This window comes from Corynebacterium uberis (assembly GCF_020616335.1).
Taxonomy (GTDB): Bacteria; Actinomycetota; Actinomycetes; order Mycobacteriales; family Mycobacteriaceae; genus Corynebacterium; species Corynebacterium uberis.
This window is the reverse complement of the sequence record NZ_CP085051.1, coordinates 2,140,537-2,157,184: the sequence shown is the minus strand read 5'-3', so window position 1 is coordinate 2,157,184 and position 16,648 is coordinate 2,140,537. Positions and strand designations below refer to the sequence as shown.

General features: G+C 68.6%; 16 protein-coding genes. 5 read left to right on the top strand and 11 right to left on the bottom strand.

Going from position 1 to position 16,648, the window contains the following annotated elements:
- Window position 1: 1 nt before the first annotated feature.
- The 5 genes from LH390_RS09850 to LH390_RS09830 form a co-directional block, all read right to left on the bottom strand.
- A complete protein-coding gene (locus LH390_RS09850) occupies window positions 2–967 on the bottom strand; it encodes an ABC transporter permease (RefSeq protein ID WP_227281493.1) in 966 nt (321 codons plus the stop codon).
- A gap of 9 nt (window positions 968–976) precedes the next feature.
- Window positions 977–2,611 carry an ABC transporter substrate-binding protein gene (locus LH390_RS09845; protein ID WP_227281494.1) on the bottom strand — a complete coding sequence of 545 codons (1,635 nt, stop codon included), beginning with the start codon at window positions 2,609–2,611 and terminating at the stop codon, window positions 977–979.
- Window positions 2,612–2,696: 85 nt separating this feature from the next.
- On the bottom strand, window positions 2,697–3,455 hold the full coding sequence (locus tag LH390_RS09840; protein ID WP_227282702.1) for a putative N-acetylmannosamine-6-phosphate 2-epimerase: 759 nt from the start codon (window positions 3,453–3,455) through the stop codon (window positions 2,697–2,699).
- An 89-nt stretch (window positions 3,456–3,544) separates the two neighbouring features.
- Window positions 3,545–4,501, bottom strand: a complete 957-nt coding sequence (locus LH390_RS09835; RefSeq protein WP_227281495.1) for an ROK family protein — start codon at window positions 4,499–4,501, stop codon at window positions 3,545–3,547.
- The gene (locus LH390_RS09830) at window positions 4,501–5,508 is read right to left on the bottom strand and encodes a dihydrodipicolinate synthase family protein (protein WP_227281496.1); all 1,008 of its coding nucleotides are present in this window, start codon (window positions 5,506–5,508) and stop codon (window positions 4,501–4,503) included. The genes LH390_RS09835 and LH390_RS09830 overlap by 1 nt, the downstream gene beginning before the upstream one ends.
- Window positions 5,509–5,537: 29 nt before the next feature.
- Here LH390_RS09830 and LH390_RS09825 point away from each other — a divergent pair, with 29 nt between their 5' ends.
- The 4 genes from LH390_RS09825 to rlmB are packed head-to-tail and all read left to right on the top strand — an operon-like array spanning window position 5,538 to window position 9,919.
- Window positions 5,538–6,716, top strand: coding sequence for an N-acetylglucosamine-6-phosphate deacetylase (locus tag LH390_RS09825; RefSeq protein ID WP_227281497.1), 1,179 nt, complete (start codon window positions 5,538–5,540; stop codon window positions 6,714–6,716).
- Between the two features lie 22 nt (window positions 6,717–6,738).
- The gene (gene nagB / locus LH390_RS09820; protein ID WP_227281498.1) at window positions 6,739–7,515 is read left to right on the top strand and encodes a glucosamine-6-phosphate deaminase; all 777 of its coding nucleotides are present in this window, start codon (window positions 6,739–6,741) and stop codon (window positions 7,513–7,515) included.
- A gap of 32 nt (window positions 7,516–7,547) precedes the next feature.
- The gene (gene cysS / locus LH390_RS09815) at window positions 7,548–8,933 is read left to right on the top strand and encodes a cysteine--tRNA ligase (protein WP_227281499.1); all 1,386 of its coding nucleotides are present in this window, start codon (window positions 7,548–7,550) and stop codon (window positions 8,931–8,933) included.
- Window positions 8,934–8,968: 35 nt separating this feature from the next.
- A complete protein-coding gene (gene rlmB / locus LH390_RS09810; RefSeq protein WP_227324287.1) occupies window positions 8,969–9,919 on the top strand; it encodes a 23S rRNA (guanosine(2251)-2'-O)-methyltransferase RlmB in 951 nt (316 codons plus the stop codon).
- Here the strand turns inward: rlmB and LH390_RS09805 are convergent.
- Genes LH390_RS09805 through LH390_RS09785 form a run of 5 tightly spaced genes read right to left on the bottom strand, consistent with a single transcriptional unit; the run spans window position 9,898 to window position 14,799 of the window.
- Entirely contained in the window at window positions 9,898–10,671 is a 774-nt protein-coding gene (locus LH390_RS09805) for a CE1 family esterase (protein WP_227281501.1), read from the bottom strand. The two genes, rlmB and LH390_RS09805, sit on opposite strands and share 22 nt — an antisense overlap.
- A complete protein-coding gene (locus LH390_RS09800) occupies window positions 10,671–11,549 on the bottom strand; it encodes a metal ABC transporter permease (RefSeq protein ID WP_227281502.1) in 879 nt (292 codons plus the stop codon). Before LH390_RS09800 ends, LH390_RS09805 begins: the two co-directional genes overlap by 1 nt.
- Before the next feature lie 3 nt (window positions 11,550–11,552).
- The gene (locus tag LH390_RS09795) at window positions 11,553–12,254 is read right to left on the bottom strand and encodes a metal ABC transporter ATP-binding protein (RefSeq protein WP_227281503.1); all 702 of its coding nucleotides are present in this window, start codon (window positions 12,252–12,254) and stop codon (window positions 11,553–11,555) included.
- A 57-nt stretch (window positions 12,255–12,311) separates the two neighbouring features.
- Window positions 12,312–13,880 (bottom strand): aspartate-alanine antiporter-like transporter, encoded by a 1,569-nt coding sequence (locus LH390_RS09790; protein WP_227281504.1) that lies wholly within the window; start codon window positions 13,878–13,880, stop codon window positions 12,312–12,314.
- Window positions 13,881–13,923: 43 nt separating this feature from the next.
- Window positions 13,924–14,799 (bottom strand): metal ABC transporter solute-binding protein, Zn/Mn family, encoded by an 876-nt coding sequence (locus LH390_RS09785; protein ID WP_227281505.1) that lies wholly within the window; start codon window positions 14,797–14,799, stop codon window positions 13,924–13,926.
- A gap of 63 nt (window positions 14,800–14,862) precedes the next feature.
- On the opposite strand from LH390_RS09785, the gene LH390_RS09780 reads away from it, so the two are divergent.
- Window positions 14,863–15,945, top strand: coding sequence for a LacI family DNA-binding transcriptional regulator (locus tag LH390_RS09780; protein WP_227281506.1), 1,083 nt, complete (start codon window positions 14,863–14,865; stop codon window positions 15,943–15,945).
- On the opposite strand, the gene otsB is transcribed toward LH390_RS09780, so the two are convergent.
- The gene (otsB, locus tag LH390_RS09775; RefSeq protein WP_227281507.1) at window positions 15,899–16,642 is read right to left on the bottom strand and encodes a trehalose-phosphatase; all 744 of its coding nucleotides are present in this window, start codon (window positions 16,640–16,642) and stop codon (window positions 15,899–15,901) included. The two genes, LH390_RS09780 and otsB, sit on opposite strands and share 47 nt — an antisense overlap.
- Window positions 16,643–16,648 lie beyond the last annotated feature (6 nt).

Sequence of the window (16,648 nt, the reverse complement as noted above, 5' to 3'; positions counted from 1 at the left end):
ATCAGATGCTCCTGATTCTCGGATTAACCATGACGTAGAGCATGTCCACGACGATGTTGACCACGATGAACGCGATGGCCACCGTCAGGGTCACACCCTGGACCAGGTAGACGTCATTGCGTTGCACGCCGTCCAAAATGAGTTGGCCCATGGCCCGGATATTAAAGATGATCTCGATGATGACCGCGCCACCCATGAGGTAGCCCACGCGCAGGCCCAGCACCGTAATCGGGGTGATCAGCGCGTTGCGCAACACGTTGCGGTAGATCACCTCGCGGAAGGGCACGCCCGCGCCGATGGCGGTGCGGACGTAGTCCTTGTCCAGCTCCTCGACCATGGCCGTGCGCACCACGCGGGCGAGCGAGCCGGCCACCGGCACCGCCAACGCCACGGCGGGAAGCACGATGTCATTGAGGTACCACCTGGGGTTGTCGGAGAAGGGAATCCAATTGGTAATCAGCGCGGGGAAGAAGCCCCAGCCGCCCGGTACGGCACCCAGCCACTGGATGAGCAGCAGGGCCAGCCAGAAAGACGGCGTGGCCAGCGCGGCGATGGAGGCCACGCGGATGAGCTGGTCCGGCCAGCGATCCCGATACAGCGCGGCGATGATGCCTAAGATCAGCGCCACGATCACGGCCAGGATCAGGCCCACGAAGGTCAGCTGCAAGGTGATGGGGAAGGCCCGGGCGACCACCTCCGTGACGCTGCCGCCACCGGACGTGGTGCCCAGGTCCCCGTGGAGCATCCCCCACAGGAAGTCCACGTAGCGCACGAGCATGGGATCGTTGAGGCCGTGGGCCTCGCGGTAGGCCTCCAGGGCCTCCGGGGCGGCGGACTCGCCGAGCGCCAGGCGCGCCGGGTCGGACGGGGAGAAGGACATGACGATGAACACCAGCAGCGTCACGCCGAGGATCATGATCGGCAGCGCGATGAGGCGCCGGCCGATGAGCCGAATGAGGTTGGACATCGATGCCTCCTAGGATCCGGCGCCGGCGGTGGCGGTGGCGACGTCGATAAAGCTCAAGCCGGACAGGGAGATCGGCTCGAAGTCGATGAGGGTGGAAGGATCCCAGGCCGTGGGCGTCTTGCGGTGGAACAGGGGATAGAGCGGTACCTCCTCGGACAGGGCGTCGAAGGTGTCGTTCCAGATCTTTTGCTGCGCGGCGGCGTCCGTGGCCTTGATGCCGGCGTCGAGAAGCCCGCGGACGCGGTCCGAGCCGGGGCTGCCCATCCAGTGCATGCGGGAGTCCGCCCAGGTGGGCGCGTAGTACCACCAGCGCATGAGCAGGTCCGGGTCCGTGCCAAACACGGAGGGGTCGCCGGGGGCGACAAGGACGTCGAAGGCCTCCGGCTTGCCGTCGATGGCGTTGTAGGCGTCGGCGGATTGGCGCTCGGAGAAGTCCACGTCCATGCCCACCGCGGTCAAGGATTCTTGGATCAAGGGGGTGCACTGGGCAACCCAGTTGTGGTCGGTGCACATCAGGCGCAGCTTCTTCAGCCCGGTCTGCGCGAAAAGCTCCTTGGCCTTGGCGGGGTCGTGGCTGTAGACGGTGGACGCCCGGTGGTAGTTCGGGTGGGTTTCTTGCAGGAAGCTGGTGGGCGCGGCGGCCTGCCCGGACAGCCCGGTGGTGATCAGGGAGTCATAGTCCAGCGCGTAGAGGAAGGCCTGCCGGTTGCGCACGTCGTGGAAGGGGTTGGAGGGGTGGTTGTTAAACATGGCGAACAACACCCCGAAGCCCTGGACGGATTGCACCGAGTGGGTGGCCTGGAGCTGGTCGATGTTGAGGTAGGGCACGGAGTCGATGGCCTGGGCGCTGCCGGACTGCAGGGCGTTGATGCGCGTGGAGGAGTCCGGGATGACGTGCCATTCCATGGTGGCCGCCCGGGCCGGCTTGGGCCCGGTGTAGTGCTCGTTGCGCTCGAAGCGCAGCACCTTGGAGGCGCCGCCGTTGTCGGTCATGCGCCAGGGGCCGGTGCCCATGGGCAGGGAGTCGAAGGCTTCCTTGTTGGCGGTCACGGCGGCCTTGGGCACGATCTTGACCACGGCGAGGCGTTCGGCGAGCACCCCGGTGGGGTGGGCCAGGTGGACCGTCACGGCGTTGTCGCCGTGGGCGGTGACCTTGTCAATGAAGGGGATGAACCCGGCGTAGAGGGACTTGTTGGCCGGGTCGAGGACGCGCTCGAAGGAGAAGATGACGTCGGCGGGCGTGACGGGGGTGCCGTCGGCGAAGGCGGCGCCGTCGCGCAGGGTGATGTGGGCCTCGGTGCCGCTGGTTTCGGGCAGCGTGGCCGCGAGCGCGGGGTAGACCTTTCCGTCTGCCGGGTTGAGCTCGGTGAGGCCTTCGAAGGTGTGCCAGTTGGCGGCCACGGTCAGCGCGGCGGAGGTGGACATGGGGTCAAACCCGTTGGTGCCCAGCTCGTAGGAGATGGCTGCGGAGATGGTGCCGTCCGCGTTGGGGGTACCGGCGCAGGCCCCGCCCCCGGCGCCGCGGCCACCGGAGATGTTGGGGTTGTCTGGCGCGCAGGCGCTGACGGTGGTGGCTATGCCGGCTGCTGCGGCGAAGAGCCCGGATAGCTGGAGGAATCTCCGGCGTGACAGTTCCTGGTTCATCAGGTGTCCTCGTAGGTTCTGGGGCCGACTATGTGGCCTGCGGCCCGGGTGGTTTTCGGGAAGCTAGCGTTACCCCCACCGTACATCAGACGTCTGATGAATGGCGGTAACCCAGCCCTCGCACTACCCCCGATCGGAGGGGGGCAATCCCGTCCATGCCAGCGGCGAAATGCCCGGTTATCCACGCAGGATCCGTGATCGCCGTGCCGACAATGATCGCGTCCGCGCCCGCCGCGCGCCCCGCCGCGCAGTCCTGCGGGCTGTGAAAACGGCCCTCGCCAATGACAAAGACCTCTGGGCCCACCGCCGCCCGCGCCAGGCGCAGGCACTCCAGGTCCGGGCCCTCGGTTGCCGCCCGCTGCGGCGTGTAGCCCGCCAGCGTGGTCGACACGATGTCCGCCCCCGCCGCAGCGGCCGCCCCCGCGTCCTCCGGGCGCGCACAATCCGCCATGAACAACGCCCCGGCCTCATGGGCCGCCGCGACCATCTCGGCCAGCTGCGCGCCATCCGGGCGCGGACGCCCCGTCGCATCCGCACACACCACGGCCGCCCCGGCCTTGGCCACAGCACGCACGGAGGCCACCGTCGGAGTGATATACACCCCCTCGGTGCCCTCCTTGGTCAGCCCGAAGACCGGCACATCCACAGCAGCGGCGATCGCGCGGATATCCTCCAGGCCGCCGTAGCCACCGCAGCGAATCGCCGGGGAACCCCCGGCCACGCACGCGCGCGCCACATGGGTCAGCGTGTGCGTATCGCGCATCGGATGCCCATCCGGGGCCTGCACCGAGACGATCAATCGACCGGACACCGCCGCGCACAACTCAGCCCGCCGAGCCACCATGTCACTGGCCGGGGCACGAAACTGGAACACCATGAAACCTCAACACTCCTTAAGAATCAGCACGTCACACGAATAAATCACTGGCAAAACTAGGCACAACACCGCCGGGCGAACTCCGCCGCCGCCACCAAGGGCGCATGGGAGCCCAGGGCGCTGGCATGCACCTGCACCTTGGCATTGGGGGCCAGCAGCCCGGAGGCAAACCCGGCGCGCAGCGGCTCTAAGATGCGCGGCCCGATAGAGCCGACGCCGCCGCCGATGACCACCCCCACCATGTCCAGGCCGCTGACCAGGCCCGCCAGGGCGCGCCCCAGCCCGCGCAGGTTGCCGTCGATGATGGCGGCGGCGAGGGGGGCGTCGATACGCGGGTCCTGGCGGGTGCGGTCGAGGACGGCGATGATGTCGCGCAGGCTCGGCTGGTGCGGGCCGCTCAAACCCCGCGCGGCGTTGTGGTAGCGCGCCAAGCCGGGCCCGCTGGCAACGTCTTCGGCGCGGGCGGCTTTACCCTGGTAGTCGGCGCAGATGATCTCGGAGATCTCCCCGGCGGTGCCGGTGGGGCTGGCGGCGAGCTCGCCTGCGCACAGGAAGGCCCCGCCCACGCCGGTGCCCAGGGAGACGTACAGGGCGGTGCCATCGGGAAGTTCGCGCCCGGCGCCGAGGTGGTGTTCGCCGAAGCCCCACACGCGCACGTCATTGGCGCAGGCGACGGGCGCGTCGATGCCGTGCTCGCGGACGAGCTCGGTGAGGTTGGTGCCCGCCCAACCGGGCAGGGTCGGCCCGGCGTGGGCGACGTAGCCTTCTGGGGCCAGGACCACTCCGGGGGCACCGATGCCCACGCGGGCGATGGTCTCGCCGTCGCGCAGGCTGGCGCGCAGCCGGTCCAGCGCGGTGCGCACCTGCTCCTGGGGGCTGTGCCCGGTGGGTTGAGTGGGCAGGGTGGCCGCGGCGCGGGGGTGGCGCGGGGTGGCGTCGCTGATCAGCCCGTAGGCGATCTTGGTGGCCCCGATGTCGAGGGCCGCGGTGAGCTGGCCGGGCCGGGGCATCATTACCTCCCTACCGCGGCAGCGTCGACGATGGCGGCGATGCGGGCGAGCTCGGCGTCGTTGAGCGGCTCGTGCGGATCGGCCATGCGATGGTTGGGGAAGACCCCCAGGTGCTCGAGCGCGGCCTTGAAGCCGCCGAGGCCGGCGGAGGATCCGCCCATGCGCGCCGGGTCGCCGACGAAGACGATCTGGAACAGCTCATTGATCCGGGTTTGCAGCGTCGCGGCCGTCTCCCAGTCGCCGGCGCTGCACAGCCGGGCGAGCTCCACGTAGGAGGCCGGGTCCACGTTGCCCAGGCCGGGCACCACGCCGTCCGCCCCGCCCAGGTAGGCCATGTCCACGGTGGTCTCCGAGCCGGTGAGGATGACAAAGTTGTCCAGCTGTGCGGCGTCGCGGGCGGCGCACAGGGTGCGGGTGTAGGAGTCCACGCCGCCGGAATCCTTCACGCCGGCGAGCACGCCCTCCTGCGCCAGCTCGATGAGCTGGGGGACGTCCAGGATCACCTGCACGCTGACGGGGATGTTGTAGGCGAACAGCGGCAGCTGGGGGGCGGCGGCGTGGATGAGGCGGAAGTGGCGGGCGATCTCGTTGCGGTGGGTGCGCACGTAGAACGGGGCGGTGGCCACCAGGCCCTGGGCGCCGCATTCGATGGCGTCGGCGACGTGCTCGAGCACGCGGGGGGTGGTGGTGTCGATCACGCCGACGGTGACGGGCACGCGCCCGGCGGCCGCGGTGACGATGGTGGTGGTGACCTCGCGGCGCTGGCTGCGGGTGAGGAAGGCCGCCTCGGCAGAGGAGCCGAGGGCGAACAGTCCGTCAACGCCGGCGGCGATGAGGCGCTCGACGTGGTGGGCCAGGGTGTCGGTGTCCACCTGGCCGGATTCGGTCAAGGGGGTGAGCACGGGCGGGATGACGCCGCGGAAGGAGGGGCGGGTGGTGTCGGTGACGGCAGAGGTGGGGGTGTGCGGGGAAGGCACGGGGGTCTCATTTCCTGATCGAGGGATGGTCATAAGACATCATACGTCCTAGACTGGGTGGCGTGAACCAGCCCATCACCCCCACCCCCGACGGAATGCACATCCACGCGCACGTCCTCACCGCCACCACGGACGTCGGACCCGCCCGCATCACCGTCACCGACGGCACCATCACCGCAATCACCCCCACCCCCGACCTGACCCCCGCCGCGGCCGCCGACCTCCCCCTGGCCGTGCCCGGATTCGTCGACCTACACAACCACGGCGGCGCCCGCGGCGCCTTCCCCACCGGCACCCTCGAGCAGTGCCGCACCGCCGCGGCCTTCCACCGCGACCACGGCACCACCACCCTGCTAGCCAGCCTGGTCTCCGGCACCGAAGACGAGCTGACCAGCCAGGTCCAGGTGCTCACCGAACTCGTCGACTCCGGGGAGATCGCCGGCATCCACCTCGAAGGGCCCTTCATCAACGCCTGCCGCTGCGGCGCCCAAGCCCCCACCCGCATCCAGCCCGGCGACCCGGACATGCTCGCCCGCATTATCGACGCCTCCCTAGGCACCGTCCGCCAAATCACCTTCGCCCCCGAAACCCCCCACGCCGCCGAGCTGCTCGCCGTCTGCGCAGACAACGGGGTCATCGCCTCCCTCGGGCACAGCGACGCCGACTATGACACCACCCGCGCCGTGCTGGACCGCGCCGCCGAGCTGGGGGTGACCGTCACCGCCACCCACCTGTTTAACGCCATGCCCCCGCTGCACCACCGCGACCCCGGCATCGCCGCCGCGCTTATCGAAGCCGCCGCAGAAGGGCGCACCTGGGTGGAGCTCATCGCCGACGGCGTCCACCTGGCCGACGGCACCGTGGACATGGTCACCGCAGCCGTCGGCGACCACGCCCTGGCCGTCACCGACGCGATGGAGGCCGCCGGCATGCCGGACGGTTCCTATATCCTGGGCCCACTCGACGTCACCGTCGCCGGCGGGGTGGCACGGCTGAGCACCAGCGACGCCACCCCCGGCGCCATCGCCGGAGGCACCACCACCCTGCTCGACCAGTTCCACCGCTACCGCGCCCGCCACGGCGGGCCCGCGGCGGTACGCCTGACCTCCACCAACGCGGCCGCCGCCTTAGGCCTCGACGGGGAGGCCGGGGACCTGCGTCCGGGCATGCCCGCCACCCTCGTACTCATCGCGCCCTCCGGGGCGCCCGCAGCCGTCATCGTTGACGGCGCGGTCCGCTAAGAAAGAGACTGCACAGACCACCATGGAAATCCTCATCCGCGATACCCCCGAACAGGTGGCCGTCCAGGCCGCCGACATCCTCGCCGGCTACGTGCGCGAGGGCGCCACCATCGGCGTGGCCACCGGCTCGACCCCGCTGCACACCTACCGCGAGCTCATCCGCCGCCACCGCGAGGAGGGCTTGAGCTTCGCCCAGACCCAGATGTTCGCCCTCGACGAATACGTGGGCCTGCCCTACGAGCACGAACAGTCCTACCACCGCGTCATCCACGACGAGCTGACCTCGCGTATCGACGTCCACCCCGCCAACGTCCACGTCCCCGACGGCCTGGCCGCCGACCTCATCCAGGCCACCGCCGACTACGAACGCGACATCGAAGCCGCCGGCGGCATTGACATCCAGATCCTCGGCGTGGGCACCAACGGGCACATCGGCTTCAACGAGCCGGGCAGCTCGCTGAACTCCCTGACCCGCATCAAGACCCTCCACCCGCAGACCGTGGCCGACAACGCCCGCTTCTTCGACTCGCCCGACGACGTGCCCTACCAGGTGCTCACCCAGGGGTTAGGCACCATCCAGCGCGCCCGCCACCTGCTGCTGCTAGCCACCGGCGAGGCCAAGGCTGATGCCGTGGCCCGCCTGGTCGAAGGCCCGCTGTCGGCCGCCTGCCCCGCCTCCATCCTGCAATGGCACCGCCACGCCACCGTGCTTGTCGACGCCCCCGCCGCCGCCGGCCTGCGCAGCGCCGACTACTACCGCTTCGTAGAAGAACACAAGCCCGCCTGGCAGCGCTACTAAGACAGGAAGCGGCCTCCGTTAGACTAAGCGGCGTGACTCTACGCATCTTTGACACCGGAACCCGCAGCCTTCGGCCGTTTACCCCCCTGCGCGACGGCCACGCCAGCGTGTACTTGTGTGGTGCGACGCCACAGTCCCAACCCCACATCGGGCACGTGCGCTCCGGCGTGGCCTTTGACATCCTGCGCCGCTGGCTGGCCGCCTCCGGCCTGGACGTCGCCTTCGTGCGCAACGTCACCGACATTGATGACAAGATCCTGACCAAGGCCGCCGAACACGATCGGCCCTGGTGGGAGTGGGTATCCACCTACGAGCGCGAATTTACCTGGGCCTACAACACCCTCGGCGTGCTGCCGCCCTCTGTCGAGCCGCGCGCCACCGGGCACGTCACCCAAATGGTCGACTACATGTCCCGGCTTATCGACGCCGGCTTTGCCTACCCGGCCGCAGGATCCGTCTACTTCGACGTCACCGCCTGGTCCCAGGCGCAGGGATCGGACTACGGGGCCCTGTCCGGCAACCGCATTGAAGACATGGAACAAGGCGAACCCGACGGGCGCGGCAAGCGCAACGCCCTCGACTTCGCCCTGTGGAAGGCCGCCAAGCCGGGCGAGCCGTCCTGGCCCACCCCCTGGGGGCCCGGCCGGCCCGGCTGGCACCTGGAATGCTCGGCGATGTCCACCTTCTACCTGGGCTCCGAGTTTGACATCCACTGCGGCGGGCTGGATTTGCAGTTCCCGCATCACGAAAATGAGATGGCTCAATCCCACGCCGCCGGCGACGGCTTCGCCCGCTACTGGATGCACAACCACTGGGTGACCATGGCGGGGGAGAAGATGTCCAAGTCCTTAGGCAACGTGCTGTCCGTGCCGCACATCCTCACCCTGGTGCGCCCCGTGGAACTGCGGTACTACCTGGGCTCCGCCCACTACCGCTCCGTGCTGGAATACTCCGAAGACGCCCTGCGCGAGGCAGCCGCCGGCTACCGGCGCATCGAGGACTTCCTCCACCGCGTCGGCGAGGTCGAGGCAGGCACCTGGACCCCGGAGTTTGCCGAGGCCATGGACAACGACCTCGCCGTGCCCAAGGCCCTGGCCCACATCCACACCAAGGTGCGCGCCGGCAACAGCGCCCTGGCCGCCGGAAACCAGGACCAGGCCCGGGACATCGCGGCATCCGTGCGCGCCATGGTGGCCGTACTCGGCGTGGACCCCTACGCGGCTCCCTGGGCCGAGGCCCACTCGGACGACTCCGCCGCCCGCGCCGCACTGGACACCCTCGTGCGCGAGCAGCTTGAGCTGCGCGCCACTGCCCGCAAGGAGAAAAACTGGGCCCTTGCAGACGAAGTCCGCGACCGGCTCGCCGGCGCCGGCATCACCGTCACCGACACTCCCGACGGCCCCCAGTGGTCGCTCTAAAACCACACACTTCTTAAGAACAGGACACTTCCCTCATGGCAGGAAACGACAAGCGACACGGCGGGGTGCGCAAAACCAACAAGAAGGGCGCCACCAAGGGCTCCGGCGGGCAACGCCGCCGCGGCCTGCGGGGCAAGGGCCCCACGCCCAAGGCCGAAGACCGCGTCTACCACGCCGCCCACCAGCGCAAACTCGAGCGCGAGCGGCGCGCCGCCGGCCGGCCCAAGCGCAACGAGCCCGTCGAGGAGCTGGTGGTGGGGCGCAACCCCGTCATCGAATGCCTCCACGCCAAGGTGCCGGCAACCCAGCTCTTAGTCGCCCAGGGCACCGGTCACGATGACCGGCTTAGCGAGGTAGTCACCCTGGCCAACTCCCGCGGCATCCCCGTCCTAGAGGTCCCCCGCTCCGAGCTGGACCACCTCACCGGAAACACCCTGCACCAGGGCGTGGGCCTGCGCATCCCGCCCTATTCCTACGCGGACGTCCACGAGCTGATCGGCTCCATCGCCGACTCGGGTGAGCCCGGCATGGTGGTCATCCTGGACAACATCACCGACCCGCGCAACCTCGGCGCCGTCATCCGCTCCGTGGCGGCCTTCGGCGGCCACGGCGTAGTCATCCCCGAGCGCCGCTCCGCCTCCGTCACAGCCGTGACCTGGCGCACCTCCGCGGGAACCGCCGCGCGCCTGCCGGTGGCCCGGGCCACCAACCTCACCCGCACCATCAAGCAATTCCAGGACAACGGCTACCAGGTGGTGGGCCTAGAGGCCGGCGGCCAGCACACCCTGGACACCTATGATGGCGGCGCCGACCCTGTGGTCATTGTCATCGGATCTGAGGGCAAGGGCCTGTCGCGCCTGGTGCGCGAAACCTGCGACGTGCTCATGTCCATCCCCATGACCAGCTGGGTGGAATCCCTCAACGCCTCCGTCGCGGCAGGCGCCGTGCTCAGCGAGTTCGCCCGTCAGCGCCGGGCAAAGAACTGAGCAATCACCTCAGCGGCCACCACCGAATCCGTGGTGGCCCCCAACATCGGCGGCGCCGGCTGGCCCGTGGGGATCACATGCCCGCAGCCCTCCAGGCTCCACAGCTCCACGCTGGGCCAACGCAACACGGACACATCCGGCGCGTAGCGCAGCTCCTCCGGAGCGCCTAAACACCCATTGCGCCGCGCCCACAGCCGCGCCGTCTCCGGCGCCGACAGCCCAGTGCCCCGCCCAGAGGTGGCATCCAGGCCCGCCACCCCGCCGCCATAGGGGGAGATGGCATCCGCGGTGCCGTTCATGAACAACACCGGGGTGGGCACGTAGCCGTCCAGGCTGTGGGGCAGCAGATTGTCTGGCGTTGGCTGCGTGGCAGCCAGCACGGCGGCGCCGGTGAGCAGGCCGGGGGCGTCGATAAGCAGGCGCAGCACCATGTGCCCACCGTTGGAATAGCCGCACGCCCACACCCGCTGTGGATGCAGCTGCTCCACCACCGCGCGGGCGAACGCCACATCATCCACCCCCTCGCGGCGCGTGCGCTCATCCAAGCAACGCCGCAGGTCATTGAAGTGGTGGCCCACCCCGTCCAGGTAGGCCACCGTCCAGCCCGGCCACTCAAACGTGCCCGCGCTAAACCGGCGCGCCACCGCCCCCGACTGGCGCGAACCATGGAAAAACAGCAACAAATCCTCGCCCTGCCCCACTATGCGGGCGCGCCGGGAATGCCCCGCAACTTCCATCGACAGCGTGCGCATCACTTCACCGCCTCGGCGCGGCGCGCCACCGCCACCTCATCGCGGCGCACCCCGCGGCCACGCCACCACGCCACCGCCCGGCAGCACAAGTAAATGGCAAAACTGATGGTCGTCACAAACACCGACACCGGCAGCCCCGGCGCCAACGAGGCCACCAGGCCACCCACCGCCGCCAGCTCCGCAAACACCACCGACCAGACCACCGCGCGCACCGGAGACGCCGTAATCTGCACCGCCGCCGCCCCCGGAGTAATCAGCAGCGCCATGACCAACAGCGCGCCCACGATCTGCACCGACTGCGCCGCAGTCAGCCCCACCAGCACCGCAAAACCAACCGCCACCGCGCGCACCGGCACCCCAGCAGCAGCCGCCAACACTGGGTCCACGCTGGCAAAAAGGATAGGCCGCCACCACAGCACAATCGCCCCGATGACCACCACCGCCACGGCCGCCAACAGCCACACAGACGCCGAAGACACCCCCACAATCTGGCCCGTCAGCAGCGCAAACGCCGTCGACGAATTCCCCGGATACAAGTAGATAAACAACACCGACAGGCCCAGGCCGAAACTCATGACCACTCCGATGGCGCTATCCTGCTGCTCCTTAAGCCCCAACACCGCCAGCACAATAGCCGCGACCACCGCCCCGGCCACCGCGCCCAAGCCCACACCCACCCCACACAGCAGTGCCGCCGCCGCGCCCATCAGCGCCAACTCGCTGGTCGCATGCACAGAAAAAGACATCTGGCGCAGCACAATCAGCGGCGTGATCACCCCGCTGAGCAGGCCCAACACCGCCGAGGCGACCAGTGCCTGGCGCACAAAATCCACGGATAGGAGATAAGAAGTATCCGCAACAAAGGAAGAAACATCCATGGGCTAGATCACCACCAACTTGCCGGCAACCTGCGCCACCGTCACCGGGGCGCCATACAGTTGCGTCAACGTCTCTGAACGCATCACCTCATCCACGCTGCCCAACATGTGGCCCTGCGGGGCCAGATAGAGCACCCGGTCCGTGACCTCAAGCACCGGGTTAATCCCGTGGGTGACAAAGATGACGCTGGTACCCAACTGCCGACGCCGCGCGTCCAGCCGCGCCACCGTCGCCTGCTGGGCCGCCAAATCCAGGCTGAGCAGCGGCTCATCGCACAGCAACAACTCCGGATCCCCCGCAAAAGCCTGCGCCTGGCGCACCAACTGCTGCTGGCCGCCAGACAACTCACCCACGCGCCGATCCGCCAACCCGGCGGCGCCGACGCTATCCAACAAAGCGTCCACCTCGCCGCGGGCCGGGCGCCGCCCCCGCAACACCCCGTGGGCCAACGCCAAAGACACCAGATCCCGGGCGCGCAGCGGCAGGTGCGCGGGGAACATCCGCTGCTGCGGGATCAGGCCCACCCGGGCGGGCACCTCCACGCTGCCCTGGGTTAGCGCCCGGGTGCCCAGCAGCGTGGCCAGCAGGGTGGACTTTCCCACCCCATTAGGTCCGAGGACGGTGAGGAACTCACCTTTGTCCACCCGGAGGTTCAGGCCGGACCACAACGGGTCAACGGCGGCGCTATGAAACTCGGCGAGCACGGCAGTGACAGGACCTTTCTTGGCGTGACCATCCTGGTGGGGCCAGGATCAATAGGCTCACACCACGAGCATGACGGGAATGACAACAATCTTGTAAATCAACGCGATGGCAAACGTCGCCGTATAACCCGACATGATGCGCGAGTCAGAGGAGTTTTCCAACGCGTACTGCAACACGGCAGGCTGGCCCAACACGCCAGACATGGCGCCGTTGGAGCGCGAGGCGGACTGGCCCATCGCCCAGGCCAGCGCCAAGAAGCCGCCAGCCCCTACCAGGCATACCAGGGCCGCCAGCACGATGGCCACCAGGCCCTGCCGCGAGAACGCCGTCTCCGCGAACGCCGGCCCGGAGGCCAGACCCACGGCGGCCAGGAACAACATGAGGCCAAATTGGCGCAGCGTGAAGTTGGCGGTGCGCGGCAGCTGCCAGGCGGTGCGCCCCGTGCGCCCCACCGAGCCCAAGATGATGCCGGCCAAAAGCGGGCCTGCCGCCGCACCCAGGGCGAAGGAAGAACCGCCGGGCAGCGGCACCTCGATCAGTGCGAGCAGGAAGCCGAAGACCAGCCCGCCGGCGGCGGCGATCCAGTCCAGCTCGGAGAAGGACTGGATGGAATCGCCCATGTAGCTTTGGACGGACTCGGTGCGCGAGGTGGGCATGACCATCTCCACAATGTCGCCGTAGAGCAGGGAGGTCTCATCGGTGGGCAAGATGAAGTCATCACCGCGCCGGATGCGCACCACCTGCGCCTTGTGCTTGGCATACAGGGGGATGTTGCCCAGGGTGTTGCCGGCGATGTCCTGGTTAGACACCCGGAATTGCTGGACGGTCAGGTGCTCGTTGCCGCGTACCGAGGTGGTGCCCAGGCGCTTGCCCATCGCCTTGACCAGGGCGGGCAGTGCGGCCTTGGTGGCCACCAACACCACGGTGTCGCCCGGGCGGATCTCGGCCAGCTCGTGGGCCACGCGGGTGCGATTGTCGCGGCGAATGGTGCACAGGCGGAACTGGTCGCCGTATTGCTCAGCCAGCGCCGCGTAATCAAAGTCCTTGGTCACCGCCACGCGCAGCAGGCGATGCTCCTTCTCATCCGGGTTTTCCTGGTCGCGCTTAGCCGCCCAGGTGCGACCGATGGTCACGGCGACCAAAATGATGGACAAGATCACCCCGGTGGGATACCCCAGCGAATAGCCCACCGCCGGGGCATCAGAGCCCGTCTGGTCCTGGGCCAAGGCCATCGACGGGGTAGAGGTCAGCGCCCCGGAGAACACACCCAGGGCGACCTCCCGGGTGATCCCCAAAAGCCCTGCCCCCACCACGGCGGTTGCGGCCGCCGCAGTGACGGAGATGAGCGCTGCGACCATGATGCCCAGCTGCTCTTTCATGTCCCGGAAGAAGGTCTCCCCGGCTTCCAGGCCGATCATGTAGACAAAGAGCCCCAGGCCCAGCTCCTGGAATACGGAGAGGGATTCTGCGGGTAGGTTAACGAAGGGGCCCACCGCCAGGCCAATGAACAGGGCCCCGGCCGCGCCGAAACGCAGCGGGCCGAAGGGTATCGCCCCGAACGCGGTGCCGAGGGTGATGACGATGAATACCGTAAGAAGGACGTTACCGTCGAGGAAGTCAAGCACAGTTGAATTTTAGATCTAACAGGTACCGCCGATTACTGGGGGTCTAGCCCACCAGCCGGTCCACCACCTGCCCATAAAAGTCGGGGAAGGGCACGGTGCTCGGCGGGGTCTCGGGGATCTCCACGATGCGCACGCCCTTGGCTTCGGCTGCCGCCCGGATGCGCTTGGTCATGTCGGTGGCGGTTTGCGGGTTGTACACCAGGATGTCCAGCCCACCGGAGTTGATCAGTTCCAAAAAGGCAGCCAAGTCCGCGGCGGCGGGGTCCGTCTCATTGAGGGTGGCACGCCGGTAGCCGGTGGGGGTGACCTCCTTCATGGGGGTTTTGTTGATCAGGTAGTCGGCGATGGGTTCGGTCTGCGCGATGCGGGCGGTGGGCATGGCCTTGAGCTTCGCGGTGGCGGCGTCGAGGCGGGCATCGAGGGCGTCGGCAGTGACGGTGGCATCGGGGTTGTGCTTTTCGACGGCCCCCGCCACACCGTGTGCCACGTCCCGCAGCGCGTCGGCGTCGTACCAGATGTGCTCATTGGTGGCCTCGGATCCATCCGGCTTGTCGCCGTGGTGGTGTGGGGTCAGTGGCAGGGCGTGGATGATGTCCGGGTTGTCCAGGTTTTCATACAGCCAGGCGTCATACCCGCCGCCGCCGACGACGACCACGTCTGCCTTGCTCACCCGTGCCATGTCGGCGGCAGTGGGCTCGAAGTGGTGCGGGTCGGTGGCGTCGTTAGTGATGATCGGCGTGATGGTCACGGCCGGGTCATCGACAACCGCGCGGGCCACGTCGCCCCAGACGGAGGTGGAGGTGACAATGGTCATCCCGGATGCGTCCCCGTCGGGGGACTGAGCACTCGAGCAGGCGGTGGCCACAAGCGCGGTGGCGGTCAGGAGGGCAGCGCAGGTACGGCGGGCGGGAAACGTCATGACAACAAGCCAACGCTTAATGGAAAGGGTTGTCAAGATCCGCGGCGTGCTAGCGTGCCAATCATGGATTCCCAGCGCCCCGGCCAGTCGCGCGGGACCCTGGCTTCCCTGGCCGCCGAACTCGGCGTGTCGCGCACCACGGTCTCTAACGCCTACAACCACCCGGACCAGCTCTCTGCCGCCACTCGCGCCCGCATCCTGGCTGCCGCGGCCGCCCGTGGCTATCCCGGCCCGGATCCGGTGGCCCGCAGCCTGCGTACCCGCCGCGCCGGGGCGATCGGGGTGGTGCTCACCGAGCACTTGAGCTACGCCTTCGACGATGCCGCCTCCGTGGACTTTCTTTCCGGGGTGGCGGAGGCGTGCTCCGATAGCGCCACGGCGCTCACCCTCATCCCCGTCGGCCCGGAGGGCACGGGGGAGACCAACACGGATCTGATCAACGCGGCCGCCGTGGACGGCTTTGTGGTCTACTCCGTGGCCAGCGACGACGCCGCCTTAAAGGCGGTGCTTGCCCGCGGGGTGCCCACCGTCATCTGCGGGCAGCCCAAAACAGTTCCCGGGGTGCCCTTCGTGGGCATCGACGACCGCGCCGCCATCGCGCCCGCCGCCCGCACGCTTATCGACGCCGGCCACCGCAACATCGGCATCCTCGCCATCCGCCTGGAGGACACCCCGCTCAATGGCCCCCTCGACCCTGGCCGCCTGCCGCGCGCCCACCTGCACATCCAGCGCGACCGCATCCTCGGGGCCCTGGATGTTTTTGCCGGCGCGGGCATCGACCCGGCGGGCGTGCCAGTGGTTACCCGGCACCTCAACACCCCGGCCACCGCCCGCGACGCCGCCGCCGAGCTGCTGGAATCCCACCCCGAGCTCACCGCCGTGGCGTGCACCACCGACTCGATGGCGCTCGGCGTGCTGGCCTACGCGCGTGAGCAGGGTCTCCGCGTGCCGGAAGACCTCTCCGTCACCGGGTTCGATGGCATCGCCGCCGCGCGCGCGGTCGGCCTGGTCACCGTGGAGCAACCCAACCGGGACAAGGGCATCCGGGCGGTGCAGGCGCTGGAAGACACCGCCGGCGACCCCGTCCACACGATCCTGCCTACTCGGCTGCTTGCTGGCCGCAGCGTCGCTGCGCCAGCTCGGTGAGCACCTGGGCGACCTCGTCCAAGTCCGCCACCCGCATGGTTGCCGCAGTCTCCCCCGGGCCCACCTTGACGCCCAGGTCATTGCCCCCAAGGACGGCAAAGCCGGTCTCATCGGTGGTGTCATCGCCCAAGAACACGGTCGCGCCCGGGTTCCAGCGCTCCTGCTCGCCGCGAATCCACGACCCCTTGGTGGCGTCCGCCACGGAGAACTCCACCACGCGCTTGCCGGAGTGGACGTGCGCCCCACGCGGATCAACCTTGTCCACGCGCGCGAGCAGCTGCTCAATGAGCTGCTGGTCCGCCACCCGGATGAAGTGGAACACACGCTGGAAAGGCTTGTATTCCACGAAGGCGCCGTCGATGCCCTCGCAGATCTTCTCCAAATCGCCCGCCACGCCATCCAGGGTGGCCTGTTGCGCATCGGTCAGCTCGACGACCATGCCGTCCGGCTCCGCACCATGCGAGCCCACCCGCCGAATCGGCGCGGTGGTGGGGCAGACCACGTCCAGCTGGGCGATGCTGCGCCCAGACAGGATGTAGACCAGCGTGTTCGGGCATTGCGCCAGCTGCTGGAGGGCGGCCACGGAGGTCTCATTGACCGGGACGTTCATGGGGTCCTTGCTGATGCCAGCCAGGGTGCCGTCGAAGTCACAGACCACCAACAGCCGGTCAACACCGGCGACAGAAGAAATGCTCATGGGGCT